25 protein-coding genes are annotated in these 26711 nt (G+C 69.0%); 16 read left to right on the forward strand and 9 right to left on the reverse strand.

Annotated elements, in window-relative coordinates:
• From MC45_RS02780 to MC45_RS02830, 11 genes are all read left to right on the forward strand, one after another.
• Positions 1 to 552: a DUF2062 domain-containing protein gene (locus MC45_RS02780; protein ID WP_038659222.1), complete on the forward strand. Its 552-nt coding sequence runs from the start codon at positions 1 to 3 to the stop codon at positions 550 to 552.
• Positions 553 to 611: 59 nt separating this feature from the next.
• Positions 612 to 2675 (forward strand): M13 family metallopeptidase, encoded by a 2064-nt coding sequence (locus tag MC45_RS02785; RefSeq protein ID WP_038659225.1) that lies wholly within the window; start codon positions 612 to 614, stop codon positions 2673 to 2675.
• Positions 2676 to 2739: 64 nt separating this feature from the next.
• Positions 2740 to 4764 carry a M13 family metallopeptidase gene (locus MC45_RS02790; protein ID WP_038659227.1) on the forward strand — a complete coding sequence of 675 codons (2025 nt, stop codon included), beginning with the start codon at positions 2740 to 2742 and terminating at the stop codon, positions 4762 to 4764.
• 210 nt (positions 4765 to 4974) lie between these two features.
• The gene (locus tag MC45_RS02795) at positions 4975 to 7350 is read left to right on the forward strand and encodes a hybrid sensor histidine kinase/response regulator (RefSeq protein WP_038659230.1); all 2376 of its coding nucleotides are present in this window, start codon (positions 4975 to 4977) and stop codon (positions 7348 to 7350) included.
• An 82-nt stretch (positions 7351 to 7432) separates the two neighbouring features.
• Positions 7433 to 7783 carry a response regulator gene (locus MC45_RS02800; protein WP_038659233.1) on the forward strand — a complete coding sequence of 117 codons (351 nt, stop codon included), beginning with the start codon at positions 7433 to 7435 and terminating at the stop codon, positions 7781 to 7783.
• Between the two features lie 228 nt (positions 7784 to 8011).
• Positions 8012 to 8779, forward strand: coding sequence for an SDR family oxidoreductase (locus tag MC45_RS02805; protein WP_038659236.1), 768 nt, complete (start codon positions 8012 to 8014; stop codon positions 8777 to 8779).
• Between the two features lie 10 nt (positions 8780 to 8789).
• On the forward strand, positions 8790 to 9704 hold the full coding sequence (locus MC45_RS02810) for a glycoside hydrolase family protein (protein ID WP_038659239.1): 915 nt from the start codon (positions 8790 to 8792) through the stop codon (positions 9702 to 9704).
• Between the two features lie 43 nt (positions 9705 to 9747).
• Positions 9748 to 11466: a dihydroxy-acid dehydratase gene (gene ilvD / locus MC45_RS02815; protein WP_038659242.1), complete on the forward strand. Its 1719-nt coding sequence runs from the start codon at positions 9748 to 9750 to the stop codon at positions 11464 to 11466.
• Positions 11453 to 11848 carry a hypothetical protein gene (locus MC45_RS02820; protein WP_038659245.1) on the forward strand — a complete coding sequence of 132 codons (396 nt, stop codon included), beginning with the start codon at positions 11453 to 11455 and terminating at the stop codon, positions 11846 to 11848. Before ilvD ends, MC45_RS02820 begins: the two co-directional genes overlap by 14 nt.
• Positions 11845 to 13233, forward strand: a complete 1389-nt coding sequence (locus MC45_RS02825; RefSeq protein WP_038659248.1) for a bifunctional ADP-dependent NAD(P)H-hydrate dehydratase/NAD(P)H-hydrate epimerase — start codon at positions 11845 to 11847, stop codon at positions 13231 to 13233. The genes MC45_RS02820 and MC45_RS02825 overlap by 4 nt, the downstream gene beginning before the upstream one ends.
• Positions 13230 to 14417 (forward strand): class I SAM-dependent RNA methyltransferase, encoded by a 1188-nt coding sequence (locus MC45_RS02830; RefSeq protein ID WP_038659251.1) that lies wholly within the window; start codon positions 13230 to 13232, stop codon positions 14415 to 14417. Before MC45_RS02825 ends, MC45_RS02830 begins: the two co-directional genes overlap by 4 nt.
• Before the next feature lie 317 nt (positions 14418 to 14734).
• Here the strand turns inward: MC45_RS02830 and truA are convergent, their stop codons facing one another.
• Together truA and fmt are read right to left on the reverse strand one after the other, a co-directional pair.
• Positions 14735 to 15472: a tRNA pseudouridine(38-40) synthase TruA gene (gene truA / locus MC45_RS02835; RefSeq protein WP_038659254.1), complete on the reverse strand. Its 738-nt coding sequence runs from the start codon at positions 15470 to 15472 to the stop codon at positions 14735 to 14737.
• Positions 15469 to 16380: a methionyl-tRNA formyltransferase gene (gene fmt, locus MC45_RS02840; protein ID WP_038659257.1), complete on the reverse strand. Its 912-nt coding sequence runs from the start codon at positions 16378 to 16380 to the stop codon at positions 15469 to 15471. The genes truA and fmt overlap by 4 nt, the downstream gene beginning before the upstream one ends.
• A gap of 54 nt (positions 16381 to 16434) precedes the next feature.
• Between fmt and recR the strand changes: the two genes are divergently transcribed.
• From recR to MC45_RS02860, 4 genes are all read left to right on the forward strand, one after another.
• A complete protein-coding gene (recR, locus tag MC45_RS02845; RefSeq protein ID WP_038659260.1) occupies positions 16435 to 17028 on the forward strand; it encodes a recombination mediator RecR in 594 nt (197 codons plus the stop codon).
• A 72-nt stretch (positions 17029 to 17100) separates the two neighbouring features.
• The gene (gene def / locus MC45_RS02850; protein ID WP_038659263.1) at positions 17101 to 17619 is read left to right on the forward strand and encodes a peptide deformylase; all 519 of its coding nucleotides are present in this window, start codon (positions 17101 to 17103) and stop codon (positions 17617 to 17619) included.
• A 153-nt stretch (positions 17620 to 17772) separates the two neighbouring features.
• Positions 17773 to 19224, forward strand: a complete 1452-nt coding sequence (locus tag MC45_RS02855) for a DNA recombination protein RmuC (RefSeq protein ID WP_038659266.1) — start codon at positions 17773 to 17775, stop codon at positions 19222 to 19224.
• An 11-nt stretch (positions 19225 to 19235) separates the two neighbouring features.
• On the forward strand, positions 19236 to 19466 hold the full coding sequence (locus MC45_RS02860; RefSeq protein ID WP_038659268.1) for a hypothetical protein: 231 nt from the start codon (positions 19236 to 19238) through the stop codon (positions 19464 to 19466).
• Positions 19467 to 19648: 182 nt separating this feature from the next.
• Here MC45_RS02860 and MC45_RS02865 read toward each other — a convergent pair whose 3' ends face one another.
• The 7 genes from MC45_RS02865 to MC45_RS02895 all read right to left on the reverse strand — a co-directional run bounded on the left by MC45_RS02865 (position 19649) and on the right by MC45_RS02895 (position 24845).
• A complete protein-coding gene (locus MC45_RS02865; protein ID WP_038659271.1) occupies positions 19649 to 20446 on the reverse strand; it encodes a TrmH family RNA methyltransferase in 798 nt (265 codons plus the stop codon).
• Between the two features lie 113 nt (positions 20447 to 20559).
• Complete coding sequence (locus MC45_RS02870) at positions 20560 to 20835, reverse strand: HPr family phosphocarrier protein (protein ID WP_038659274.1); 276 nt, start codon at positions 20833 to 20835, stop codon at positions 20560 to 20562.
• Entirely contained in the window at positions 20832 to 21239 is a 408-nt protein-coding gene (locus MC45_RS02875; RefSeq protein WP_038659276.1) for a PTS sugar transporter subunit IIA, read from the reverse strand. Before MC45_RS02875 ends, MC45_RS02870 begins: the two co-directional genes overlap by 4 nt.
• 14 nt (positions 21240 to 21253) lie before the next feature.
• Positions 21254 to 22162 (reverse strand): RNase adapter RapZ, encoded by a 909-nt coding sequence (gene rapZ / locus MC45_RS02880; RefSeq protein WP_038659278.1) that lies wholly within the window; start codon positions 22160 to 22162, stop codon positions 21254 to 21256.
• Positions 22163 to 22172: 10 nt separating this feature from the next.
• Entirely contained in the window at positions 22173 to 22601 is a 429-nt protein-coding gene (locus MC45_RS02885) for an HPr kinase/phosphorylase (RefSeq protein ID WP_038659281.1), read from the reverse strand.
• Positions 22598 to 24169 carry a sensor histidine kinase gene (locus MC45_RS02890; protein WP_038659284.1) on the reverse strand — a complete coding sequence of 524 codons (1572 nt, stop codon included), beginning with the start codon at positions 24167 to 24169 and terminating at the stop codon, positions 22598 to 22600. Before MC45_RS02890 ends, MC45_RS02885 begins: the two co-directional genes overlap by 4 nt.
• Entirely contained in the window at positions 24138 to 24845 is a 708-nt protein-coding gene (locus MC45_RS02895) for a response regulator transcription factor (protein WP_038659287.1), read from the reverse strand. The genes MC45_RS02890 and MC45_RS02895 overlap by 32 nt, the downstream gene beginning before the upstream one ends.
• Before the next feature lie 248 nt (positions 24846 to 25093).
• Here MC45_RS02895 and MC45_RS02900 point away from each other — a divergent pair, with 248 nt between their 5' ends.
• Positions 25094 to 26707 (forward strand): phosphoenolpyruvate carboxykinase, encoded by a 1614-nt coding sequence (locus tag MC45_RS02900; protein WP_245640823.1) that lies wholly within the window; start codon positions 25094 to 25096, stop codon positions 26705 to 26707.
• Positions 26708 to 26711 lie beyond the last annotated feature (4 nt).

Raw genomic sequence — 26711 nt, forward strand, 5'->3', positions numbered from 1 at the left:
ATGTTCCAGAAAAGCGTCGCCTGGTGTCGTCGCAACATGCCGACCCGCGAATCGATGGAATCGAACCGGCTGCTGCGGCCGGTCGCGCATCGCGTGATGGAGCCGGGCCTGTGGCGGTTCAACCGCCGCTCGGTGCCGCGTGGCGTCGCGCTCGGCATGGTCGCCGGCTTTCTCTTCCCGGTCGCGCAGATCGCGATCGCCGCGCTGTTCGCGCTGCCGTTTCGCGCCAACGTGCCCGTCGCGGCGCTCACCACCTTCATCACTAATCCGCTCACCACGCCCTTCCTGTGGTTCGTCGCCTATCGCATCGGCGCGTGGATCCTGCACAGCGATGCGCCGGCAATCGTCCAGCCGGTGGCGGAGGCGACCGACTGGCTCCACCGCGTCACCGGCGCGCTCGGCTGGCTGTGGGACAAGGGGCCAGCGTTCGCGCTTGGCCTCGTCATCCTGACCAGCGTCTGCGCGGGCCTCGGCTATGCACTCAGCGCATTCGGCTGGCGATTGTGGATCGCCCGCAAATGGCGTCATCGTCATGCGGCAAACCGGGTTTGACGGACGGCGGCAAGCCGGTACAACAGACATGATAACATTCGATACTATGGGGGATTTTGATGCGTAAACAGGTACTTGGCGCCATTCTGCTCGCTTCGGCCGCATCCGGCGCGGTCTATGCGCAGACCGCCGCCCGTTCCGCCACGGCACCCGTCGTCACCAATGGCAAGCCGCAGCTCGGCGACTTCGGCGTCGACCTGACCGCGATGGACCGCAAGATCGCGCCCGGCGACGATTTCTACAATTACGTCAACGGCGCGTGGATGGCGCGGACTGAGATCCCCGCCGACAAGGCGAGCTGGGGCGGCTTCGGCATCCTGCGCGATTTGTCCGATACCCGCACCCGTGCGGTGATCGAGGGGGCGGCGGCCAATCCGGGCAGCGATCCCGTCGCTGCCAAGATCGGCGATACCTATGCGACCTTCATGGACGCCGCGGCGATCGAGGCGGCGGGCGCCACCCCGCTGAAGCCCTATCTCGCCAAGATCGCGGCGATCCGCTCGCAAAGCGATCTCGCCAAGGCGTTCGGCGAGGCGACGATGCACGGCATCGACGTGCCGGTCGGTGCCGGCATCGAACAGGACCTCAAGGACAATACTGTCTACGCCGTCTATCTCGGCCAGGGCGGCCTCGGCCTGCCCGACCGCGATTACTATCTGAAGGACGACGCCAAGTTCGCCGAGGCGCGGACCAAATACGTCGCCTATATCGCCGACATGCTGCGGATGGCCGGCCAGCCCGATCCGCAGGGCTCGGCGCAGCGCATCTATGATCTCGAGAAGCAGATCGCGCAGGTCCATTGGGCGCGTGCCGAGCTGCGCGAGGTCGAGAAGGGCTATAACCCCGCGCAGGTCGCCGATCTCGCCACCAGTATGCCCGGCTTCGACTGGAAGGCGATGCTCGCCGCCCAGGGTCTTGGCGCGCAGTCCCGCGTGATTGTCGGCCAACCCTCGGCGCTGACCGGCATCGCCAAGATCGTCGCGGCGACGCCGCTGCCGGTGTGGCGCGAATATCTGGCGTTCCATACCATCTCGAACGCCGCGCCGCTGCTGTCGTCGAACTTCGTCAACGCGCAATTCGCCCTGTTCGGCACGACGATCAACGGCACGCCGGAGCTCAAGCAGCGCTGGAAGCGCGGCGTCGATCTGGTCAACGGCAGCCTCGGCGAGGCGGTCGGCCAGATCTACGTGCAGAAATACTTCCCGCCCGAGGCGAAGGCCAAGGCCGACGAACTGGTCCGCAACCTGATCGCGGCGATGGACGCGCGCCTCGCCAAGCTCGAATGGATGGCGCCCGAGACGAAGGTGAAGGCGCGCGCCAAGCTCGCCGCCTTCACGCCCAAGATCGGCTATCCCGACAAGTTCCGCGACTATACCGCGCTGCGCGTCGTCAAGGGGGACGTGCTGGGCAATGCCGACCGCGTCGCCGAGTTCGAATACAACCGCCAGCTCAACAAGATCGGCAAGCCGGTCGACCGCAGCGAATGGTTCATGACGCCGCAGACGGTCAACGCCTACGCCAACCCGCTGATGAACGAGGTCGTCTTCCCGGCCGCGATCCTCCAGCCGCCGTTCTTCGATCCCAATGCCGATCCGGCGGTGAACTATGGCGCGATCGGCGCGGTGATCGGCCACGAGCTGAGCCATCACTTCGACGATCAGGGCCGTAAGTTCGACCCCAAGGGCAATTTCGCCGATTGGTGGACGCCCGCCGACGTCCAGCGCTTCACCGCGCTGACCGACAAGGTCGTCGCGCAATATGGCGCCTACGAACCGATCCCGGGCAGCCACGTCAACGGCAAGCTGACGCTCGGCGAGAACATGGCCGATCTCGCCGGCATCAACGTCGCCTACGACGCCTACAAGCTGTCTCTCAAGGGCAAGAAGCCGCCGGTGCTCGACGGGTTCACGGGCGACCAGCGCTTCTTCATGGGCTTCGGCCAGGTCTGGCAGACCAAGGCGCGCGAGGCGTCGATCAAGAACCAGCTCACCACCGATCCGCATACGCCGGGCCAGTGGCGCGCCTATGTGGTCCGCAACCTCGACGCCTGGTATCCGGCGTTCGACGTGAAGCCGGGGCAGAAATATTATCTCGCCCCCGCCGACCGCATCAAGATCTGGTAATTACGTTTTTATCCGCCGCCCGCTCCCCGTCGAGCGGGCGGCGGTTTCGTTTTCGGGAGCTTGCATGAAGTCCTTCCTCCTCGCCGGTCTGCTCGGCGCCTCGGCGCTCGCCGGCATCGTCCACGCGCAGAACGCGCCCGCACCCGCCGCACCATCGGGCAAGCCCGAACTCGGCACCTACGGCTTCGACACCGCCGGCATGAACACCGCGGTCGCGCCGGGCGACGATTTCTACGATTATGCCAACGGCACCTGGGCGAAGACCACGGCGATCCCCGCCGACAAGTCGAGCTTCGGCGCGTTCGACGTGCTCGCCGACCGCTCGCGCGACCGTACCCGCGGCATCCTCGAAGCCGCCGCCAAGACCAGCGGGTCGAAGATCGGCACCGCTTATGCGACCTATCTCGACACCGCGGGAATCGAAAAGAAGGGCCTTGCCCCGATCAAGCCGTGGCTCGCCGAGATCAAGGCGGTGACCAAGGCGAACTATCCGACGCTGATCGCCAAGGCGGCGAGGCAGGGCGTCGGCACGCCCTTCGGCACCGGCGTCGGCCAGGACGCCAAGAACCCCGAAGTCTATATCGTCGGGGTTCGTCAGGCCGGCCTCGGCCTGCCCGATCGCGATTATTACCTCGACGCCAAGAACGCCAAGGAGAAGGCGGGCTATGAGGCGCATATCGCGAAGATGTTCACCCTCGCCGGCGAGCGCGATGCGGCGGCGCGCGCGAAGGCGCTGGTCGATTTCGAGACGCAGATCGCGCAGGTGAGCTGGACGCGGATCGACAGCCGCGACGCCAACAAGACCTATAACAAGACCAATGTCGCCGATCTGGCGCGCAGCGCGCCGGGTTTCGACTTCGTCACTTACCTGAAGGCGCTCGGCACGCCGGTCGACAGCCTCAACGTCAGCCAGCCGTCGGCGATCGCCGGCATCGCCAGACTGATCGCCGATGCTCCGGTCGCGGTGTTGCAGGATCAACTGCTGATCCGCAGCCTCGACAATTATGCCGACGTGCTGCCTGCTGCCTTCGATCAGGAGCAATTCGCCTTCTACGGCACGTTGCTCTCGGGCACGCCGCAGCAGGAGGAGCGCTGGAAGCGCGCGGTCGGCTTCACCAGTGGCGCGCTGTCCGACGAGGTCAGCAAGGTCTATGTCGCGCAATATTTCCCGCCCGAGACCAAGGCGGCGGCGGACAGCCTCGTCAAGAACGTGTTGGCGGCGATGGGCACGCGCATCGACAAGCTTGACTGGATGGCGCCCGAAACCAAGGTCAAGGCGCATGCCAAGCTCGCTGCCTTCACCCCCAAGATCGGCTATCCCGATCGCTGGCGCGATTATTCGGCGCTGAAGATCGTCGCCGGCGACGCCTTCGGCAACGAGCGTCGCAGCGCGGAATGGCGCTACGCCTATAACATCGGCCATCTCGGCAAGCCGTTGCAGCGCTGGGAATGGGGCATGACGCCGATGACGGTCAACGCTTATGCCAATTTCGGCATGGTCGAGATCGTCTTTCCCGCCGCGATCCTGCAACCGCCGTTCTTCGACCCCAACGCCGATCCGGCGGTCAATTACGGCGGCATCGGCGCGGTGATCGGCCACGAACTGAGCCACCATTTCGACGATCAGGGCTCGAAATACGACGCCAAGGGCCAACTCACCGACTGGTGGACGCCGCAGGACGTGGCGCGGTTCAAGGCGCTCACCGGCAAGCTCGTCGCGCAATATGACGCCTATGAACCGCTGCCCGGCATGCACGTGAAGGGCGCGCTGACGCTCGGCGAGAACACCGCCGATCTCGCCGGCCTGTCGGTCGCCTATGACGCGTACAAGACGTCGCTGGGCGGCCGCGCGGCACCGGTGATCGACGGCATGACCGGCGACCAGCGTTTCTATCTTGGCTGGGCGCAGGTCTGGCGCCGCAATTATCGCGAGGCCAATCTCAAGCAGCGGCTGATGACCGATCCGCACAGCCCGTCGCAGCAGCGCACCTGGGTCGTCCGCAACCTCGACCCCTGGTATGCCGCCTACAAGCCGGCACCGACCGGCAAGATCGTCCTGCCGCCCGAACAGCGCGTGCGCATCTGGTAGCTGCGTCCTGCCCCGCCATGCCGCAACGACGGCATGGCGGGGTGTCGTAAGGGCAGGGGGCCGGCGGGCCGCCACGAGCGGGCGGCCCGCCGGCCGGGACATTTGGCCAATGCCAAACAGGAACCAATACGCCGCAACGGCTTACTCCTGCGCCGGACTGCTACCAATCGCTTGACCTGACCGGCCCGATCCCGCGATGACGGCGCGGAGATGGCCTCGTCCCCGATCCTCGATAACCCCACCCGCACCGCCGCGTTGATCGCCGGCGTGATCACGCTTGCCGCGGCGGCACTGATCCTCGCCGTCGTCGGCAGCCTCGTCGCCGCGGCGGGGTTCTTCGCGGTCGGGATCATTGCCGCCGGCATGGTCTTCGCCTGGCGCCTGCTGACCCCGCAACACGCCGGCGAGGCGCGCGCGGTCGACTGGGAGTTCACCCGTGCCGTCGCGCAGGCGAGCAGCGACGCCGTGGCGATCACGGACCGCGCCGGTCGGCTGGTCTGCGCCAACGACGCCTATGAGGCGCTGTTCGCCGGCTTCCCGACCCCGCCCGGCCTGCCGCTCGACAATGACGGCGTCGCCCTGCTCGGCAATGCCGGCCGCATCGCCTGGCGCGAGGGCAATGGCGTCGTCCGCAATCTCCAGGTCGGCGTCCACCGCGTCTGCGCGCGCATCACCCGCGCCGGCGACGAAGGCGACATGCTCGTCTGGCGCTTCAGCGTGACCGAAGAGCAGGACGTCGCCGCCTCGACCGAGGCGCTGATCGAGGGGGCGACCGGCGATCGCCTCGGCGGTGCCGGCGTGATGGCGGCGCTGATCTGCCCCGATGGCCGCGTCCGCGCCGCCAACCGGGTGCTGGCCCAGCGCGCGCTCGGCGGCGGCGAGCGGCTGGAGGGGCGCGACTTTGCGCGATTGCTGATCACCGACAGCCGCGGCCTCGTCCGCTTCGAACGCGAGGGGCTCGACGGCACGCCGCTGCGCGTCGTCCAGATCCCCTTCATGGATTCGGAGGACGCCCCGGTGCTCGTCGCGCTGCTCGACGACGAGGACAGCGCGCCGGCGATCGGCGCCTCGGCCTCGGCGCATGTGCGCAGCCTCGTCAGCCTGATGCCGTTCGGCATGGCGCTCGTCGACCGCGAGGGCAAGTTCCTGCAGATGAACGACGCCTTCATCCGCGCCGCGGGTGTCGAGCCGAAGGCGCCGCCGCTCTACCCGGGCGATCTCGTCGTGCGCGAGGACAAGGCCGCGGTCGCCGATGCGATCCGCCGCTTCGCCGGCGGCGCGACGCATTCCTCCGACATGGCGGTCCGCCTCAAGAGCCATCCCGACGAGCCCGTCGCGCTCACCATCGCCGGCGCGCGCGGGCTCGGCGATGCCGCGGTGCTGCTCAGCCTCAAGGACAATAGCGAGGAGAGCCGCCTCAAGCGCGAGGTGGCGCAGGCGACGAAGATGCAGGCGGTCGGCCAGCTCGCCGGTGGCGTCGCGCACGACTTCAACAACATCCTGACCGCGATCATCGGCCATTGCGACCTGATGATGATGCGCCATTCGCCCGGCGACAGCGATTACGACGATATCCAGCAGATCCGCACCAATTCGAACCGCGCCGCCAGCCTGACCCGCCAGTTGCTCGCGTTCAGTCGCCAGCAGACGCTGCGGCCGCAGACGCTGCAACTGCCCGACGTCGTCGCCGAGGTTTCCAACCTGCTCAAGCGGCTGATGGGCGAACAGATCCGCCTCGACGTCACCCACGGGCGCAACCTCGGGGCGGTGCGCGCCGATCCGGGCCAGCTCGAACAGGTCGTCGTCAATCTCGCCGTCAACGCCCGTGACGCGATGCTCGCGCATAATCCGGGCGGCGGCGGCACGCTGACCATCCAGACCAAGTCGGTCACCGCCACCGAGGTGCGTGCGATGGCGTCCGACATCCTGCCCGTCGCCGATTATACCGCGCTGGTGGTGAGCGACGAGGGCGGCGGCATTCCCCCGGAGATCCTGCCCAAGATCTTCGAACCCTTCTTCACCACCAAGGAGGTCGGCAAGGGCACCGGCCTCGGCCTGTCGACCGTCTACGGCATCGTCAAGCAATCGGGCGGCTGGATCTTCGCCGAATCGAAACCGGGCCAGGGCGCGACCTTCACCATGTACCTGCCGGTCCATGCCGCCGGCACCGTCAGCCGCGTCCCCGCCTCGCGGCCGAGCCCCAAGCCGGTCGAGATGTGGGGCACCGGCACGATCCTGCTCGTCGAGGACGAAGGCATGGTCCGCGCCGTCGCCGAACGCGCGCTGACCCGCCAGGGCTATACCGTGATGACCGCGGAGAATGGCGAGGCGGCGCTCGAACTGCTCGACCGCAACGGCCGCCCCGACCTGTTGATCAGCGACGTGGTGATGCCGACGATGGACGGCCCGACCATGGTCCGCCACGCCCGCGACCGCTATCCCGATCTGCCGATCATCTTCATGTCGGGCTATGCCGAGGAGCAATTGCGCCGCTCGATCGACCTCGACAACGTCGCCTTCCTGCCCAAACCGTTCAGCGTGCAGCAGCTTGCCGAGGCGGCGAGGGACGTGCTGGTTGGACGCTGATCGCGGGTTCGCCGCCGGAACGGGACACCGCGCGCGAAATCATATGTTGGCATTGCACAATGACCGCGGGTAAGGGCGCGGGATGGCTTCTCCTACGCAGATCCTCATCGTCGAGGATGAACCCCTCATTGCGATGATGCTCGAGGATTTCCTCGAGGTCCTGGACAAGACGTCCGCCGGCACCGTCGACACGGTCGCCGGTGCGCTGGCGCGGGTCGAGGACGGCGGCATCGACGCCGCGATCCTCGACGTCAACCTGCGCGGCGGCGAGAAGAGCACGCCGATCGCCGAAGCGTTGGCGGCGCGCGACATCCCCTTCATCTTCGCCACCGGCGGCAGCGACGACAGCGTCGACGCGCAGTTCCGCGACCGGCCGGTGCTGCAGAAGCCGTTCACGATGGACGGCGTGGCGAAGGCCCTCGAAGCGCTCTAAAGCGGGGCCTCTGCCAAATCCTGCCAGTGCTCCCGCGCAGGCGGGAGCCCAGGAGTCGCGTGCGCTACCGAACGTTTCTCTGTTTGGGTCCGTGTTCCCGCGTTCGCGGGAACACGGGCAGGCGATCGCGCGAAGCGACAGGTGCGCCCCCGCGCATGACGCATTTGTCACCGGAACGAAGGCCCTGCGGATCGCATTGACGGTCCAGGCTTTCAGGAGGGAACAGGCGTGGCAGGCGAACCGATTGCGATCGTGACCGGCGGGGAATCCGGCATCGGCGCGGCCTGCGTCGCGGCGCTCGCCAAGGCTGGCACCCGCGTCGTCTTCACCTATTTCCGCGACGCCGCCGCCGCGCAGGCGGTGGTGCAGGCTGCCGGCGGCGAGGCCCTCGCGCATGCCGTCCAATGCGACGTCTCCAGCGAAGCCGCGGTCGAGACCCTCTTCGCCGAGGCCGAGGCGCGCTTCGGCACCGCGACCTGGCTGGTCAATTCCGCCGGGCTCAACATGGCCGGCACCAAGCTGGTCGACATGCCGCTCGACCAGTTCGATCGGGTGATCCGCTCCGACCTCTACGGCCCGTTCCTCACCTGTCGCCGCTTCGTCCGCGCGGCCGAGGCCGCGAAGGCCGGCGGCCGTATCGTCAACATCTCCTCGATTCACGAGCGCGCGCCGCGTCCTGGCGGCGCCGATTACGATTCGGCCAAGGGTGGCCTCGCCCAGCTCACCGCGACGCTGGCGCTCGAGCTGGCGCCGTCGCGGATCGCGGTCAACGGCATCGCCCCCGGCATGATCCTGACCCCGATGAACGCGCATGCGGTCGCGGATCGCGACTATCGCGCGAAGCTGGAGGCGAACATCCCCTGGGGCCGCGCCGGCACCGCCGACGAGGTTGCGACGCTCGTCGCCTTCCTGCTCTCGCCCGCCGCCGATTACATCACCGGCACCACCGTGACGATCGACGGCGCCTTGTCGCTCGTCGTCGCGCAGGGCGCATAAGGAGCGCCCGATGCCCACCTACGCCGTCGAAGCGCTCGACACCGTCACCATCGCCCCGGGTTCGCCGATCGACGGCATGGACCTGATGAGCCCGTTCGTGTGGCAGGAGCACGGCCGCTACCGCATGCTGGTGCGCGGCGTCCCCGATCCGCTCGGGCCGCACGATCCGACCGGGCTGATCGCCAGCGGCTGGAGCGACGACGGCCTCCATTTCACGCTCGACGCGCAACTCGCCATTGCGCCGGGGACCGATCCGCAGGACGCCGACGCAGGCGGTTGCGAGGACCCGACCGTGCTGATCGCCGACGATGGCAGCTATGTCGTCTATTACACCGGCGTCGACGCCGCCCGCTCGCAGGGCGTGCTGATCGCCGCCAGCGGCCCGTCGCTCGATACGTTGGTCAAACGCCGCGTCGCGCTCGCCGCACCGGCAGGCGAAGGCAATATCAAGGAGGCGACCTTCGCGCAGACCCCGGCGGGCGACTGGCGCCTGTTCTACGAATATGCCGCCGCGGAGGACCGAGGCATCGGCGCGTCGCGCGTCGGCATCGCCCGGGCCGAAATGCTCGGCGATCCGTGGACGTCGCTCGCCGATCCGTTTCCGATCCGCGCTGATTCCTGGGACAATTGGCACCTCTCCACCGGCCCGGTCTGCCAATTGCCCGGCGCCGATCCGGTGATGTTTTACAATGGCGCGACGCTCGACGCGCGCTGGCGGATCGGCTGGATCAGTTTCTCGCCGGACTTCGCGCACGTCACCGGCCGCGGCCTCGAACCCGTCATCCTGCCGCCGCCGCCCGAGGATCGCGCCAAGACCGACATCGCCTTCGCTGCATCGACGATCATCGAGAACGGCATGATATCGTTATACTTTTCGCTGGAGGACCGCATCCTGCGCCGCGCGCGCATCCGATATTACGCGTAACAAGCTTGCGTTGAAGGGGCCTCCCGCGACATAGGGCGTCGCCATGACCCAGTTTGACAAGTCCCGCCTGCCGAGCCGTCACGTCTCCGTCGGCCCCGAACGCGCCCCGCATCGCAGTTATTATTATGCCATGGGCATCGGCGAGGAGGATATCGCCAAGCCCTTCGTCGCGCTCGCCAGCGCCGGCAACAATTCGGCGCCGTGCAACACCACGCTCGACGGTCAGGCCGATGCCGCGCAGGCCGGCGTGATCCAGGGCGGCGGCATGCCGCGCCGCTTCAACACGATCACCGTCACCGACGGTATCGCGATGGGCCATCAGGGGATGAAGGCGTCGCTGGTCAGCCGCGAGGTGATCGCCGATTCGGTCGAGCTGTCGGTGCGCGGCCATTGCTACGACGCGCTGGTCGGCTTCGCCGGCTGCGACAAGTCGCTGCCCGGCATGATGATGGCGATGCTGCGCCTCAACATCCCGTCGATCTTCGTCTACGGCGGCTCGATCCTGCCCGGCCGCTTCCACGACCGCGACGTCACCGTCGTCGACGTGTTCGAGGTGGTCGGCAAATATGCCGCCGGCGCCTGTCCGCTGTCGGAAGTCCACGAACTCGAAAAGGTCGCCTGTCCCGGTCACGGCGCCTGCGGTGGCCAGTTCACCGCCAACACCATGGCCTGCGTCGGCGAGGCGATCGGCCTCAGCCTGCCCAACAGCAACATGGTCCCCGCACCTTATTCGACGCGCGAGCAGATCGCCGTCGCCGCCGGCGCGCAGGTGATGGAGCTGGTCGCGAAGCAACTCCGCCCGCGCGACATCTGCACCCGCGAAGCCTTCATCAACGCCGCCCGCGTCGTCGCCGCCACCGGCGGCTCGACCAACGCCGCGCTGCACCTGCCGGCGATGGCGAGCGAGGCGGGCATCGACTTCGACCTGTTCGACGTCGCCGAGGCGTTCAAGTCGACGCCGTATATCGCAGACCTCAAGCCCGGCGGGCGGTATGTCGCGAAGGACATGTACGAGGCGGGCGGCGTCTACATGCTGATGAAGACGATGCTCGCCGGCGGCCTGCTCGACGGCAATTGCATGACCGTAACCGGGCGTACGCTGGGCGAGAACATCGATCAGGTGACGTGGAACCCCGACCAGAAGGTCATCTACGACGTCGCCACGCCATTGAGCCCGACCGGCGGCGTCGTCGGCCTGCGCGGCAGCCTTGCGCCCGACGGGGCGATCGTGAAGGTCGCCGGCATGCACCGCCTCCAGTTCGAGGGGCCGGCGCGCGTCTTCGATTGCGAGGAGGATTGCTTCGCCGCGGTCGAGGCGCGCAGCATCAACGAGGGCGAGGTGCTCATCATCCGCTACGAGGGGCCGAAGGGCGGCCCCGGCATGCGCGAGATGCTGTCGACCACCGCCGCGCTCTACGGCCTCGGCATGGGCGAGAAGGTCGCGCTCATCACCGATGGCCGCTTCTCGGGCGCGACGCGCGGCTTCTGCATCGGCCATGTCGGGCCCGAAGCCGCCGAGGGTGGCCCGATCGCCCTGGTCGAGGACGGCGACACGATCCGCATCGACGCGGAGGCGGGCACGATCGACCTGCTGGTCGACGATGCCGTGCTCGCCGAGCGCCGCGCCGCGTGGCGCCCGCGGGTGAACGATTACGGCTCGGGCGCATTGTGGCGCTATGCCCAGAACGTCGGACCTGCCTGGCAGGGCGCTGTCACCCATCCCGGCGCCAAGGCCGAAACGCACGTCTATGCGGATATCTGATCGCGGCGCGGCGGGGGCGGCGCTGCTGCTCCTCGCCGCGTGCAGCGATCCGCACGCCGACGGCAACACGCTGGCGCGGATCGAATTGGCGCAGGCCGAGGCGGCGGAGGACGACGGCAACATCCTTTGTGCGCGGGACGGGGAGTCGCTGAAGCGCGACTGCACCGTCGACCGCACGCAGGGCGAGCGCGGCCTGATCCTCACCGTGCGCCACGCCGATGGCGGCTTCCACCGCCTGCTCGTGACGCGGGACGGCCGCGGCGTGGTCGCGGCGGACGGTGCCGAGGCGGCAAGGGTGACGATCCCCGAGCCGGGTCTGATCGACGTCGCGCTCGGCACCGATCGCTACCGTCTCCCCGCGACGATCAAGCCCGCCCGATGATCGCGATCGACGGCCAGCCGATCCTCACCGCCGCGCAGATGCACGCCGCGGAAGATGCCGCGATCGCCGCCGGCACGTCGGTCACGGCGCTGATGCAGCGGGCGGGCGAGGGCATCGCCGCCGCCGCGCGCCGGCTTTCCGCCGGTGCCGACATCCTCGTCCTGTGCGGCCCCGGCAACAACGGCGGCGACGGCTATGTCGCCGCGACGACGCTCGCCCGCCTCGGCCACCCGGTCCGCGTCGCCGCCGGCGCCCCGCCGAAGACCGACGCCGCCATCGCCGCGCGCGCCGGCTGGACCGGTCCGATCGAGCCGCTCGCCGAGACCGCACCCGCGCCGGTCCTGATCGATTGCCTGTTCGGCACCGGCGTGACGCGTCCGCTCGCACCCGAGATCGACGCGACGCTCGCCCTCCTGTCGCGCGCCGCGCGCCTCGTCATCGCCGCCGATTTGCCCAGCGGCACGGATGCCGACAGCGCCCGGGCCCCAGATTGGGCCACGGACCACCCCGTTACGCTGACGCTCGCGCTCGGCGCGCTCAAGCCCGCACACGTCCTCCACCCCGCCGCGGCCGCCTGCGGCACCATCCGCCTGATCGACCTCGCTATCGACCGCCCCGATACGGTCGCCGTCGCCGGCGGGCCGACGCTGCCGCAGCCCGGCGCCGCCTCGCACAAATATACCCGCGGCATGGTCGCGATCGTCACGGGGGCGATGGAAGGCGCCGCCCGCCTCGCGGCCGTCGCCGCACTGCGCAGCGGTGCGGGCTATGTCACGCTTTACGGCGGCAGCGGGCAGGGCGGTCCCGACGCGATCGTCCACCGCCCCTACGACCCCGAAGCGCTCGCCGACGACCGCATCGGCGCGATCCTGATCGGCCCCGGCCTCGGCCGCGACGACGAGGCACGCGCGCGGCTCGCCGCGCTGATCGCCGCCGACACGCACCGGCTCGTCATCGACGGCGACGCGCTCCACCTGCTCGACCCGGACGCGTTGCGCGACCGCCGCAATCCGGTCGTCCTCACCCCCCACGCCGGCGAGTTCCGCGCGCTGTTCGGCACCCCCGACGGCGCGCTGATCGATCAGGCGCGTAGCGCCGCGGCCCGCGCCGCCGCCATCGTCGTCCTTAAGGGCGCGACCACGATCGTTGCCAGCCCCACCCATGCCCGCGTCCACCCCGCCGGCAATCCATGGCTTTCGACCGCCGGCACCGGCGACGTCCTCGCCGGCACGATCGCCGCGCAGCTCGCGCAACCCCACGCTGATCCGCTCGCCGCGGCCGACGCCGGCGTCTGGCTCCACGCCCGCGCCGCCCGGATCGTGGGGAAAAGCTTCATCGCCGACGACTTGGCAAATGCGCTCACCCCCGCCAGAGCCGGCGCATGACCTCCACCGATACGATCCTGCGCGTCGCGGCGCGCGGAGACGGCGTCACCGCCGACGGCCGCCACGCCGCCTTCGCCGCGCCCGGCGACCTGCTCGGCGCCGACGGCACGCTGACCCACGGCCCGCACCATCAGGCGCCGCCCTGCCGCCACTTCCCCGAATGCGGCGGCTGCCAGCTCCAGCACCTCGACGACGACGCTTATGCCGCCTTCGTCACCGACCGTGTTGCCAGCGCGCTCGACGGTCAGGAGCTGATCGCCACGCTGCGCCCGCCGCTCGTCTCGCCGCCCAACACCCGCCGCCGCGCGACGCTGCATGCGGAGGGGAAGGGCGGTCGCGTCACGCTCGGCTTCACCGCCGAGAAGAGCCATGCGATCGTCGACATGCGCGAATGCCATATCCTCGCGCCCGCCTTGTTCGCGGTCGTCGGCCCGTTGCGCACCCTGCTCCAAAAGCTCGGCTTCAAGCGGCGCGGCGACGTCCATCTGACCCTGTCCGACCAGGGTCCGGACGTGATGGTGACCAACCTCACCGCCGACGGCCTCGCCGCCGCCGAGGCGATCACGAGCTTCTGCGAACGCCACGGCATCGCGCGCTTCGCGCTCGACAGCGGCATCGGCGCCGAGACGCGCTGGGAGCCGCAGCCGGTGACGATCACGCTGGGTGGCCACCCGGTGCCGCTGCCCCCCGCCGCATTCCTGCAGGCGACGCAGGAGGGCGAGGACGCGCTCGTCGCCGCGATGCGCGAAGCGACCAGCGGCGCCGCGACGATCGCCGACCTGTTCGCCGGCCTCGGCACGTTCACGCTCGCACTGCCCGCGCGCGTCTACGCGGCGGAGGGCGCGCGCGACGCGCTCTTTTCGTTGAAGGCGGCGGCGGGCAGGGGCCAGCTTCCCGTCTTCACCGAACACCGCGACCTCTACCGCCGCCCGCTGACGGTGGCCGAGCTCGACCGGTTCGACGCGATCGTGATCGATCCGCCGCGCGCCGGCGCCCGCGAGCAGGTCGAGGCGCTCGCCGCCTGTCAGGCCAAGGTGATCGGCTACGTCTCGTGCAACCCGTCCAGCTTCGCCCGCGACGCGAAGCTGCTGATCGACGGCGGCTGGCGGATCGACTGGGTCCAGCCCGTCGGCCAGTTCCGCTGGTCCACCCACGTCGAACTGGCGGCGCGCTTCGTGCGGTGATGTCGCGCGAAGACGCGAAGACGCGAAGAGGTCCCGCCAGGCGGCGACCGAAGCGACCGGAAGACAATGCGCCGCATGGGGAACGCGCCCCAGCTATCCCGATCGCAACACCTTCGCGTCTTCGCGTCTTCGCGCGAAAACATCATCGGCCTGAAAAGAAAGATGGTTCACGCGGAGGCGCGGAGATGTTGCGCCCGCGGGCAGATCACCGATCGTCGCCAGCTTCCCGCTCGCGGCAGCCACAAACGCCAATGTCTCCTGATCGCGCCACCTGCGCCAAGGGCGGGATCTCCGCGCCTCCGCGCCTCCGCGTGAACTCAATATACGGCGGAGACGAAGAACAGCCCGTCCGGCGGCGCGTTCAACCCCAGCCGCGCCCGGTCCCGCGCCTCCAGCGCCACCCGCACGTCGTCCACCGACCAGCGCCCCATGCCGACAAGCGCCAGACACCCGACCATCGAGCGCACCTGATGGTGGAGGAACGACCGCGCCGCCGCCCGCACCGAGATCCGTTCGCCCGCCCGCGTCACCGATAGCAGATCGAGCGTCCGCACCGGGCTGTCCGCCTGACAATGTGCCGAGCGGAACGTGGTGAAGTCGTGCCGCCCGACCAGCACCGCCGCCGCTGCCGCCATCGCGTCGGCATCGAGCATCTGCGGCACCTGCCACGCCAGCCCCGCCTCCCAGGTCAGCGGCGCCCGGCGGTTGACGATGCGATACTCATACGCCCGCCCCAGACAGGAAAACCGGGCATGCCAGTCGTCCGCCACCACGACGCAATCGAGCACCGCCACCGGCGCCGGCCGTACCCGCGCATTCAGCGCCTCCATCAACCGGAACGGCCCGATATCCTTGGCGATATCGACATGCGCGCGCATCCCCAGCCCATGCACCCCGGCATCGGTCCGCCCCGCCGCATGCACCGCGGTCCGCTCGCCGGTCACCGCGAACACCGCCTCCTCCAGCGCTTGCTGCACGCTCGGCCCGTGTTTCTGCCGCTGCCAGCCCATGAACGGCCGGCCGTCATATTCCACCGTCAGCGCGAACCGCGTCAAAGCTGCGTACCCGATCGCACCGGAAAGCCGCGCAGCAACTCCGCCGTACTCGTCACCCCGCGCCCGGCGCGCTGCACCAGCGTCGGCCGGATCGCGCCGTCGGCGCAGGCGATCGTCAGCGCGTCGTCCACCGTCGTCCCCTCGCCACCGGGGAAGCTGAACGGCAGCACGTCCGCGGAGAGCACCTTGACCCGCTCGCCCGCGATCTCGAACCACGCCCCCGGCGCCGGGTGCATCGCGCGCACCAGCCGCTCGACCTCGACCGCGCTGCGCGTGAAGTCGATCCGCGCCTCCGCCTTGTCGATCTTGCTGGCATAAGTGACGCCCGCCTCGGGCTGCGCCACCGGCGGATGCGCGTCGGGATCGCCGAGCACTTCGACCATCAACCGCGCGCCCAACGCCGCCAGCTCTGCGGTCAGCTCACCCGCGGTCTTGCGATCGACCGCCACGCGCCCTTCCATCCGCACCGGCCCGGTATCGAGCCCCGCCTCCATCTGCATGATCCCAACCCCGGTCTCGGCATCGCCAGCGAGGATCGCGCGCTGCACCGGCGCCGCCCCGCGCCAGCGCGGTAGCAGCGAGCCATGCACGTTGAGACAGCCGAAGCGCGGCGCCGCCAGCACCGGCTTGGGCAGGATCAGCCCGTACGCCGCCACCACCGCGACATCCGCGTCCAGCGCCGCGAACGCCGCCTGCTCTTCCGCGCCCTTCAGGCTGACCGGATGCCGCACCGCGATCCCGAGCGCTTCGGCGCGCTGCTGCACCGGCGAGGCGACCGTCTCGCGCCCGCGCCGCCCGCCGGGGCGCGGCGGTTGGCTATAGGCCGCGACGACGTCATGCCCGGCCGAAACCAGCGCCTCCAGCGTCGGTACGGCGAAGTCGGGGGTTCCCATGAAGATGATCCGCATGGCCTGCCTTCAACGCGCTGGCGGGCGACGGCGCAACCCCCTATCTGTTCCGTCATGGCCTCTCCCGAAATCGAAGCCCTGACCCAGGCGCTCGCGCGCCTCCCCGGCCTTGGCCCGCGCTCGGCGCGCCGCGCGGTGCTGCATCTGCTCAAGAAGCGCGAGGCGGCGCTCGGTCCGCTGCGCGCCGCGCTCGAGGCGGTCGACGAACGGCTCGAGACCTGTGCCACCTGCGGCAACGTCGACACCGCCAACCCCTGCGCGATCTGCGCCGACCCGCGCCGCGACCAGCGCTCGCTCTGCGTGGTGGAGGAAGTGGCGGACCTGTGGGCGCTCGAACGCTCGCGGCTGTTCCCCGGTCGCTTCCACGTCCTCGGCGGCCGGCTGTCGGCGCTCGAAGGCATCCGCCCGGAAGATCTCGCGATCGACGCGCTGGTCACGCGCATCGAGGCGGGCGGTATCGACGAGGTCGTCCTCGCGATGAACGCGACGCTGGAGGGCCAGACGACGGCGCATTACCTCGCCGACCGCATCGAACGCTTCCCGGTACGCGTGACCCAGCTCGCGCACGGCCTGCCGGTCGGCGGCGAACTGGATTATCTCGACGAAGGCACGCTCGCGCAGGCGCTGCGCGCGCGGCGTCCGGTCTGAATTCCTCCCCGTGCCGGGGGACGATTACGCTCGAACTTGACGCCAAACCCCTCGCCACCTAGCTGACCGGGCATGGCAGTCCTCCCCATCGTCGAAGTCCCCGATCCGCGCCTGCGCCTGATCTCCAAGCCCGTCGAGCAGGTCACCGACGAGACGCGCGCCTTCGTCCGGGACATGATCGACACGATGTATGACGCCAACGGCATCGGCCTCGCCGCGATCCAGGTCGGTATCGACAGCCGCATCCTCGTCATCGACCTGCAGGACGAGAAGGACGAGGAAGACAAGCCGATCAAGGCGCCCCACGCCTATATCAACCCCGAAATCCTCTCGGTCAGCGAGGAGACGAGCAGCTACAACGAAGGCTGCCTGTCGATCCCCGAACAATATGCCGACGTCGCCCGCCCTGCGAGCTGCCGCGTCCGCTGGCTCGACGAACAGGGCGAGCGCCACGAGGAAGAGCTGACCGGCCTGCTCTCGACCTGCATGCAGCATGAGATCGACCATCTCAACGGCGTGCTCTTCATCGACCATATCAGCCGCCTGAAGCGCGACATGGTGATGAAGAAGCTGGCGAAGATGCGCCGCTAAGGCGTTTGCCCAGCCCCCCTGAAGGAAGGGGCGGGGCTTGCTAGCCTCTCGCATCCCATCTGCCGTATTTAGGGACTGTCCTCCCCCCGACGTTCGATCTATGTTCCTCGCCACGACAAGACTGCCGGCGCGGTTTGCCGGCCGCCAAAGGGAATGAACGTGGACCTGACGATCGTCATCATCGCCATCCTCGCGCTGGCCGCGGGCCTGCTCGTCGGCGCGCTGCTCGCCAACCGCAAGGCCGGCAGCCTCGCGGCCGATCTCGCCGTGGCGCAGAGCAAGGCCGCCGACGCCGAGCTGGTCGCCCGCGCCCGCGACGCCGTCGAGCGCGAGCGCAACGAGGCGATGCGCGACCTCGCCGCGTTGCGCGCCCAGTCGGAGGACCGCGCGGCTACCCTCGACGCGCTGCGCGACGAACTCGCGACGATCCGCGCCGATCGCGACGCCGCCCGCACCGCGCTCGCCAGCACCGGCGCGCAGGTCGAGGCGTTCGAAGCGCGCCTGCTCGACATGCGCGACGCCAAGGAGCAGATGGCGGCGCAGTTCAACGACCTCGCCAACAAGGCGCTGACCGATGCGCAAAAGGCGTTCCTCGACCGTGCCGAAGCGCGCTTCCGCCAGTCGGAGGAACTCGCCGGCACCAACCTCAAATCCTTGCTCCAGCCGGTCAACGACCGGCTCGCCCGCTACGAGGAGGGCGTCGCCAAGGTCGAGGCCGAACGCCGCGACGCCTTCGGCGACCTCAAGGGCCAGATCGAACAGATGCGGCTCGGTCAGGAACGCGTCTCGGGCGAGGCGGCCAAATTGGTCAACGCGCTGCGCAACGCGCCCAAGGCGCGCGGTCGCTGGGGCGAGCAGCAGCTCCGCAACGTGCTCGAAACCTGCGGCCTCGCCGAACATACCGATTTCGCGATGGAGGTCAGCGTCGCCGACGGGGAAGGGGGCCGCCTGCGCCCCGATGCGATCGTCCGCGTCCCCGGCGGCAAGTCGCTGATCATCGACGCCAAGGTCTCGCTCAACGCCTATCAGGATGCATTCGGCGCGGTCGACGAGAGCGAGCGCCACATCGGCCTCACGGCGCATGCCGCCTCGATGCGCGCGCATATCAACGGCCTGTCGGCAAAGGCCTATTGGTCGCAGTTCGACGATACGCCCGAATATGTCGTGATGTTCGTTCCCGGCGAGCATTTCCTCTCCGCCGCGCTGGAGCATGATGCCGGCCTGTGGGATTACGCCTTTGACAAAAGGGTATTGCTGGCAACGCCGACCAACCTCATCGCGATCGCGCGCACGGTGGCGGCGGTCTGGCGGCAGGAGAAACTGGCGACCGAAGCCCGTGCCATCGGCGCGCTCGGCAAGGAACTCTACGACCGGCTGGCCAAGGCCGGCGAGGATCTCCGCAAGGTTGGCGGGGGCCTCACCACCGCAGTCAACAATTACAACAATTTCGTCTCGAGCTTCGAAAGCCGCGCATTGGTGTCGGCGCGCAAGTTCCGCGATCTTAATATCGAGCCCGGTGCGCGTGAAATCGGCGTCGCGGAACCCGTCGAGGCCCTGGCGCGCTACGGCGAGGAAGCGCTGCGCCTGCCGGATGCGGCGGAATAGAGGAGCGGGCGATGAAGGGCATGCATCATGGCGATGTCATCATGGATCACGACGGCAGGCTGTCCGGCATGGTGGCGGGCGACGTGATCGTCCGGTCTGGCTGCGATGTCCGGATCAGCGGCATGGTCGCGGGAGACGTCTATGTCGAGGCCGGCGCCCGGGCGCGGATCAGCGGCATGGTGTCCGGGCGAGTCTTCAACCGCGGCGGCGCGATCCGGGTCAGCGGCATGGTCGGAGGCTAGGCCGATCGGCAAGGCTTTGATGCGGCGGCCGAACCCGGCGTTGCTGTCCTACTGGTGACACCCGTGATATCCGAATGGCTCTTTTTGATCGGTGCAGATGTCGAAATGATAGGGCTCGATCGTTTCGATTAAGGCGTCCAACTTGTCCATGTTGGCTGTTCGGCAAGACGCGAGGATGAGCCTTAGCCGTGCTGCGCCAGCACCTCATAGGCCATCACCGCCGTCGCCACCGCGGCATTGAGACTGTCCGCCTTGCCCAGCATCGGGATCTTGACCAGCAGGTCGCACGCCGCGGCATAGTCCGCCGGCATCCCCTGCGCCTCGTTGCCGGTCAGCAGGAAGGTCGGCGTCGCGTAGCGCGCGGCGCGATAATCGTGCTCGGTATCGAGGCTCAGGCCGACGAGCTGCCCCGGCCCCTCGCGCAGCCAGCCGAGGAACGGCGCCCACTCGCTTCGCACGACGGGAATGGTGAACAGAGCCCCCATGCTGGCGCGCACCGCCTCGACCGAAAAGGGATCGACGCATTCGCCGATCAGGATCAGCCCGCCCGCGCCGACCGCATCGGCGGTGCGCAGGATCGTGCCGAGATTGCCGGGATCGCGCAGCCGCTCGGCGACCAGCCAGATCTTCGCCGTGGTCCGATCGAGATCGGCCAGCGTCCGGTCGAATTCGTCGAACACGCCGACCACCGCCTGCGGATTGTCCTTGCCCGACAGTTTGGACAGGATGTCGGGCGTCGTCTGGATCGACTCGCCGCCCGCCATCTCGACGTCGATCGACAGCGCATGGACCAAAGGATGATCGGCGTTGCCCGCGGCATAGAACAGGATGCGCGGCAGCCGCCCGGTCTCGCGCGCCTCGGTGAGGATACGCAGCCCCTCGGCCATGAACTGGCGCGCGCCGCGGCGATGGCGCTTGTCGCGCAGCTCGCGGGCGTATTTGACAAGCGGGTTGGAAAAGGCGGTGATTTCACGGGGCATGGCGCGTCGGCCTTCGCGCTAGCCGACGGCTGGCGCAAGGCGAAAACGACGCGCCCGGCCGGCGCGGCATCGGCCGCGTCCGACGACGCGGCTTTGCCGCTGCGCCACCGCCGTCAATCTTCGCCGAACTTCGCCTCGACCAGCTCGCACAGCGCGCCGACCGCCGCCTCGGCGCCGTCGCCGCTCGCGCTGATCGTGATCGAATCGCCCTTGGCGGCGCCGAGCATCATCAGCCCCATGATCGACGTGCCGGTCACCGCGCCGTCGTCCTTGCGCACCCTGACCTCGACCGGCTGGGTCGAGGCGAGCGTGACGAACTTGGCGCTCGCCCGCGCGTGGAGCCCGCGCTTGTTGGTGATGAGGACGGTGCGGGCGATCTCGTCGCTCACGCCGCCGCCTCGCCGAGCACTTCGGAGGCGACCGAGATATATTTGCGCCCCGCCTCGCGCGCCGCAGCGACCGCCTCGACGACCTTCATCGACTTGCGCGCCGAGCCGAGCCGGATCAGCATCGGCAGGTTCATCCCCGCGATCACCTCGACCCGGCCGCGCTCCATCAGCGAGATGGCGAGATTGGACGGCGTGCCGCCGAACAGGTCGGTCAGCACGATCACGCCGCGCCCCGAATCGACCGCGCCGATCGCGGTGGCGATATCGGCGCGCCGCTCCTCCATATCGTCGTCGGGACCGATCGAGATCGTCGCGATGCGATCCTGCGGGCCGACGACATGGATCATCGCGGTCACGAATTCTTCCGCAAGCCGCCCGTGCGTCACCAGAACGAGGCCAATCATCTCAGATACGTTACTCATTTGCTGGCCGGCGGCCCCTCGAGCGAGTCCTGCGGTGCGGCCCCGAGGTCGCGATGCGTAATGGTGGGCGAAAAACCCGCTTTGCGCAACCGGTCAGCGAGACGCTCGGTGACATGGACCGATCTGTGTCTCCCTCCGGTACAGCCGATCGCGACGCTGACATAGGATTTGCCCTCGGCGCGATAGCGCGGCAGCAGCAATTCGAGCAGGCCGCCGATCTGTTCCATCGCCGCCGGATAGGCGGGGTCCGCCGCGACATAAGCGGCGACGTCGGCATCGAGGCCGGTGCCGGGTCGCAGCACCGGGTCCCAATGCGGATTGCGCAGGAACCGCATGTCGAAGACGAGGTCGGCGTTGCGCGGCAGCCCGCGCGCGAAGCCGAACGACTGGATCGACAGCACCGGCGCGTCGCGCCCGTGGCCGGCGAAGGTCGTGCGCACCTGCTGCGCCAGCGCATTGGCGGTGAGATCGGTGGTGTCGATCAACCGGTTGGCCCAGTCGCGCAGCGGGCGCAGCAATTCGCGCTCGCGGGCGATGCCGTCGCCCGCCGGCCGGTCGGGGGCGAGCGGGTGGCGCCGCCGCGTCTCCGAATAGCGCCGCTCCAGCTCGGCGCCCGAACAGTCGAGGAACAGCATGCCGATATCGAGGCCATGATCGTCGCGCAGCGAGCGGATGCGCTCGACGATCCGCGTCGGGTCGAAATCGCGGGTGCGCGCGCCGATGCCGATCGCCAGCGGCTGGCTGTCGTCCGCCGCCCCCGCGGCGAGCGGCGCGTCGAGCAGCCGGTCGAGCAGCACCAGCGGCAGATTGTCGACCACCTCCCAGCCGAGATCCTCGAGCGTCTTGAGCACCGTCGACTTGCCCGCGCCGGACAGGCCGGTGACGAGCAATATGTCCTTGGTCATAGCAGGAACCTCATTCCGGTGTCGCCTCGGGCTGACGCAATGCCCATTCGATCTTGAGCGGCGTCGCGGCGTGAAACGCGTCGAGCCCGATCTCGCGCACGTCGAGTCCCGCCAGCCGGCGCCGCTGCCGCTCTGGCATGCGGACGGGCGCGCCGTCGAGCCGGACGATCAGCGCGACCGGCACGTCGTCGACCGAGGCCATGCGGACGATGCCGATCCCGCGCACCTCGATCTGGCCGCGGATCGTCGCCGGCGCGCTGGCCAGCAGCGCTGCACCGTCGCGCACCAGCAATGTCTGGTCGTCGCTGACCAGCATCGCGCCCCGGTCGATCAGCCGCAATGCGAGGTCGGACTTGCCCGCCCCCGGCGGCCCTTCGAGCAGCACCGCGCGGCCGTGGATCGCGACGCAGGTCGCATGGCGGCGTTCGCGCGCGATCATTCGGCAACGAGCGGCAGGCGGACGACGAAGCGCGCACCGCCCAACCGGTCCTCGCGCGATTCGACCGCGATGCTGCCCTGATGCGCCTCGACGATCGTCCGCGCGATCGCGAGGCCGAGGCCGGAATGCTGGCCGAACGCCTCCGATTCGGGGCGGATCGACTGGAACCGGCGGAAGATCGCCTCGCGCGCTTCCTCGGGCACGCCCGGCCCCTCGTCCTCGACGCGGACGACGAGATCGTCGCCCTCGCGCGCCACCGCGATCGCGATCAGCGCGCCGTCGGGCGAGAAGGAGAGGGCGTTGTCGATCAGATTGTCGAACACGCGTTCGAGCCGCGCGCCCTCGCCGAGCGTCACCAGCGGTGCCCCGGCATGATCGAAGCGCAGCCGCACGCCGCGCTCGACCTCGCGGGCGAGCCGCTGGTCGACCAATGCGCGGATCATCGCCGCGATATCGATCGCCTCGAACTTGGCGCGGCTGAGCTGCGCATCGAGCCGCGACGCCTCGGAGATGTCGGTGATCAGCCGGTCGAGCCGATGGACGTCGTCGCGGACGATCGACAGCAGCCGCGCGCGCAAGTCGGGGTCCCTGACCGCGTCGAGCCCCTCGACCGCGGACCGCAGCGAGGCGAGCGGGTTCTTCATCTCGTGCGTCACGTCGGCGGCGAATGCCTCGGTCGCGTCGATCCGCGCCCGCAACGCGAGGCTCATATCGGAAAGCGCGCGCGCGAGGCTGCCGATCTCGTCGCGCCGCGAGGGCAGGCGCGGGACGACGACCTCGCGGGCGCGCCCCAGCCGCACCCGCACCGCCGCCCGCGCCAGCCGGCGCAGCGGCCGCACGATCGTCCGCGCGAGGAACAGCGACAGCGCGACCGAAACGATCGTCACCAGCAACAGCACGAGGCTCAATCGGAAGCGCTCGATCCGCACCGTCTGGGTGATGTCGCGCGCGTTGATCGTCGTCATCACCACGCCGCCGCTCGGCAAAGGCGCCGCGGCGGTGATCACCGGCGTCCGGTCGGGCGCCCGCCATACGCTCGCCGAACTCAGCCCGGTACGCGCGCGCCGCACGTCGGGCCATTGCCGCCCGTCGCTCCGCTCGCGATAGAGCGGCGCGCGCGCCGCGCCGACGATGATGTCGATCCCGGCGTCGAGCCAGCGCGCCACCACCTGGTCCCACGCCTGTTTGTCGGGATCGAGCAGCACCGCGTTGCGCGATCCCAGCGCGCGGCTGTCGACGATCGTCCGCCCCGTCGCGTTGAACACCCTGAGCCGCGCGCTGGTGTCGCGGGCCAGCCGCAACAGCAGGTCGTCGCGCTGGTCGGGGGCGACCATCGCCAGTGCCTCTCCGATCAGCCGCGCCTCGCGCGCCGCCTGCGCGACGCGGCTGTCGACGATCCGGCTGCGATACGAATCGAGGTAGAAGAAGCCGCCGGCGAGCAGCAGCAGCGCGATGATGTTGACCGCGAGGATGCGGCGGGTGAGCGAGATCTGCCCCGACCAGCGCAGCGCGAGATCGCCGCCCTCCGGCCGCGGCTCACTCGTCGGAGAATCGGTATCCGGCGCCATACAGGGTCTCGATCGCGTCGAAGGTGGGATCGACGCCGCGGAACTTGCGGCGCAGGCGCTTGATATGGCTGTCGATGGTGCGGTCGTCGACGTAGATGTCGTCCTGATAGGCGGCGTCCATCAGCTGGTTGCGCGTCTTGACGATGCCCGGCCGCTGCGCGAGCGTTTCGAGGATCAGGAATTCGGTCACGGTCAGCGTCACCGGCTCGCCGCCCCAGGTGGTGCGATGCCGCGCCGGGTCCATCGACAGCCGCCCGCGCACCAGCGGTTCGCTGCCAGTCGATGCCGGATCCTCCGCCGTGATGGCGGCGACCTCGGTCCGGCGCAGGATCGCGCGGATGCGGGCGATCAGCAACCGCTGGCTGAACGGCTTGGCGATATAATCGTCCGCGCCCATCGCCAGGCCGAGCGCCTCGTCGAGCTCGTCGTCCTTGCTGGTCAGGAAGATCACCGGGATCTGGCTCTTCTCGCGCAGCCGGCGCAGCAGCTCGAGTCCGTCCATCCGCGGCATCTTGATGTCGAAGATGGCGAGATCGGGCGGATTGTCGGTGAGCGCCTTGAGCGCAGTCTCGCCGTCCGAATAGACGCGGGTCAGGAACCCCTCGGTCTGCAGGGCGATCGAGACCGAGGTCAGGATATTGCGGTCGTCGTCGACCAGCGCGATCGTCGCGGTCATACGTGGGGGACCCTCGGCATCATCGGCCTGCGGTAGGGCAAAGCGGCGCGAGGCTCAACCTGAGGATCGTCTCCCCTGTGTAGCGGCTCACAAACGCCGGAAAGGCCATCATTCCGTCCCGTAACGACCCACCGTCCGTCGCGCGGCGATTTGACGCTACGTCGCGGCTGGCTTATGCGCAGGCCGATCACCGGCGTGCGTGCAGACCCTCCCCAGGATGCGCGCGCCGGGCCGAACGCATTGGGAGGATGTACGTGAACGAGCGCATTCCGCACGCAGGTCTCGCGAGCCAGTCTATCGAAACGAGAGCCGATCTCCACTGGAACCTGGTCACCGCGCGGCTGGTCGAGGCCGCGGTCGCCCGCGGCGAGGGCAAGCTCAGCGCCGACGGGCCTTTGGTCGTCGAGACCGGCGCGCACACCGGCCGCTCGGCGCAGGACAAGTTCATCGTCCGCGATGCCGAGACCGAGGACAGCGTCTGGTGGGGCAAGTCCAACAAGGGGATGAACCCGGCGCATTTCGCCGCGCTCAAGGCCGATTTCCTCGCTGCGCTGCGCGACAAGGAGCATCTGTTCGTCCAGGATCTCTACGGCGGTTCGCAGCCCGAGAACCGGGTCCGCGTCCGCGTCGTCAACGAGCTTGCCTGGCACAACCTCTTCATCCGCACGATGCTGGTCCGGCCGGAGGAGCATGAGCTGCAGGGGTTCGTCCCCGAATATACGATCATCGATCTGCCGAGCTTCCGCGCCGATCCCGCCCGCCACGGCACGCGCAGCGAGACGGTGATCGCGGTCAATTTCACCGAGAAGCTGATCCTGATCGGCGGCACCCGCTATGCCGGCGAAATGAAGAAGTCGGTGTTCGGCCTGCTCAACTATCTGCTGCCGAAGAGCGGCGTGATGCCGATGCATTGCTCGGCCAATATGGGCGCGGACGGCTCGACCGCGGTGTTCTTCGGCCTGTCCGGCACCGGCAAGACGACGCTCAGCGCCGATGCCAGCCGCACGCTGATCGGCGACGACGAGCACGGCTGGTCCGACACCGCGGTCTTCAATTTCGAGGGCGGCTGCTACGCCAAGATGATCCGCCTGTCGCCCGACGCCGAGCCGGAGATCTTCGCGACCACCAAGCGCTTCGGCACGGTACTCGAGAATGTCGTGATGGACCCGGTCACCCGCCAGCTCGACCTCGACGACAACAGCCTCGCCGAGAACAGCCGCGGCGCCTATCCGATCGACTTCATCCCCAATGCCTCGCGCAACAATATGGGCGGGGTGCCGAAGAACATCGTGATGCTGACCGCGGACGCCTATGGCGTGCTGCCGCCGATCGCCAAGCTGACCCCCGATCAGGCGATGTACCATTTCCTGTCGGGTTATACCGCGCGCGTCGCCGGCACCGAGATCGGCGTCACCGAACCCGACGCCACCTTCTCGACGTGTTTCGGCGCGCCGTTCATGCCGCGGCATCCCTCGGTCTACGGCAATCTGCTCAAGGAGCGGATCGCCGAGGGCGGGGTGGATTGCTGGCTGGTCAACACCGGCTGGACCGGCGGCAAATATGGCGTCGGTCATCGCATGCCGATCAAGGCGACGCGCGCGCTGCTCAACGCGGCGCTCGACGGCAGCCTCAAGCACGGCGAGTTCCGCACCGATCCGAATTTCGGCTTCCAGGTGCCGGTCGAGGTGCCGGGCGTCGACGGCGCGATCCTCGACCCGCGCAGCACCTGGGCGGATACCGCCGCCTATGACGCCACCGCCGCGAAGCTCGTCGATCTGTTCGTCGAGAATTTCGCGCAATTCGACGACCATGTCGATGCCGGCGTGCGCCGATCAGCACCGCAGGTGACCGAAGCGGCGTGATGCT

The organism is Sphingomonas taxi, from assembly GCF_000764535.1.
GTDB classification, from domain to species: Bacteria; Pseudomonadota; Alphaproteobacteria; order Sphingomonadales; family Sphingomonadaceae; genus Sphingomonas; species Sphingomonas taxi.

What these genes read in the sequence shown, in the direction of transcription:
- MC45_RS02780 (WP_038659222.1), top strand. Translation starts at nt 1, where the DNA reads ATGTTCCAGAAAAGCGTCGCCTGGTGTCGTCGCAACATGCCGACCCGC.
- MC45_RS02785 (WP_038659225.1), top strand. Translation starts at nt 612, where the DNA reads ATGCGTAAACAGGTACTTGGCGCCATTCTGCTCGCTTCGGCCGCATCC.
- MC45_RS02790 (WP_038659227.1), top strand. Translation starts at nt 2,740, where the DNA reads ATGAAGTCCTTCCTCCTCGCCGGTCTGCTCGGCGCCTCGGCGCTCGCC.
- MC45_RS02795 (WP_038659230.1), top strand. Translation starts at nt 4,975, where the DNA reads ATGGCCTCGTCCCCGATCCTCGATAACCCCACCCGCACCGCCGCGTTG.
- MC45_RS02800 (WP_038659233.1), top strand. Translation starts at nt 7,433, where the DNA reads ATGGCTTCTCCTACGCAGATCCTCATCGTCGAGGATGAACCCCTCATT.
- MC45_RS02810 (WP_038659239.1), top strand. Translation starts at nt 8,790, where the DNA reads ATGCCCACCTACGCCGTCGAAGCGCTCGACACCGTCACCATCGCCCCG.
- ilvD (WP_038659242.1), top strand. Translation starts at nt 9,748, where the DNA reads ATGACCCAGTTTGACAAGTCCCGCCTGCCGAGCCGTCACGTCTCCGTC.
- MC45_RS02820 (WP_038659245.1), top strand. Translation starts at nt 11,453, where the DNA reads ATGCGGATATCTGATCGCGGCGCGGCGGGGGCGGCGCTGCTGCTCCTC.
- MC45_RS02825 (WP_038659248.1), top strand. Translation starts at nt 11,845, where the DNA reads ATGATCGCGATCGACGGCCAGCCGATCCTCACCGCCGCGCAGATGCAC.
- MC45_RS02830 (WP_038659251.1), top strand. Translation starts at nt 13,230, where the DNA reads ATGACCTCCACCGATACGATCCTGCGCGTCGCGGCGCGCGGAGACGGC.
- fmt (WP_038659257.1), bottom strand. Translation starts at nt 16,380, where the DNA reads ATGCGGATCATCTTCATGGGAACCCCCGACTTCGCCGTACCGACGCTG.
- recR (WP_038659260.1), top strand. Translation starts at nt 16,435, where the DNA reads ATGGCCTCTCCCGAAATCGAAGCCCTGACCCAGGCGCTCGCGCGCCTC.
- def (WP_038659263.1), top strand. Translation starts at nt 17,101, where the DNA reads ATGGCAGTCCTCCCCATCGTCGAAGTCCCCGATCCGCGCCTGCGCCTG.
- MC45_RS02855 (WP_038659266.1), top strand. Translation starts at nt 17,773, where the DNA reads ATGAACGTGGACCTGACGATCGTCATCATCGCCATCCTCGCGCTGGCC.
- MC45_RS02860 (WP_038659268.1), top strand. Translation starts at nt 19,236, where the DNA reads ATGAAGGGCATGCATCATGGCGATGTCATCATGGATCACGACGGCAGG.
- MC45_RS02865 (WP_038659271.1), bottom strand. Translation starts at nt 20,446, where the DNA reads ATGCCCCGTGAAATCACCGCCTTTTCCAACCCGCTTGTCAAATACGCC.
- MC45_RS02875 (WP_038659276.1), bottom strand. Translation starts at nt 21,239, where the DNA reads ATGATTGGCCTCGTTCTGGTGACGCACGGGCGGCTTGCGGAAGAATTC.
- rapZ (WP_038659278.1), bottom strand. Translation starts at nt 22,162, where the DNA reads ATGACCAAGGACATATTGCTCGTCACCGGCCTGTCCGGCGCGGGCAAG.
- MC45_RS02885 (WP_038659281.1), bottom strand. Translation starts at nt 22,601, where the DNA reads ATGATCGCGCGCGAACGCCGCCATGCGACCTGCGTCGCGATCCACGGC.
- MC45_RS02890 (WP_038659284.1), bottom strand. Translation starts at nt 24,169, where the DNA reads ATGGCGCCGGATACCGATTCTCCGACGAGTGAGCCGCGGCCGGAGGGC.
- MC45_RS02895 (WP_038659287.1), bottom strand. Translation starts at nt 24,845, where the DNA reads ATGACCGCGACGATCGCGCTGGTCGACGACGACCGCAATATCCTGACC.
- MC45_RS02900 (WP_245640823.1), top strand. Translation starts at nt 25,094, where the DNA reads ATGTACGTGAACGAGCGCATTCCGCACGCAGGTCTCGCGAGCCAGTCT.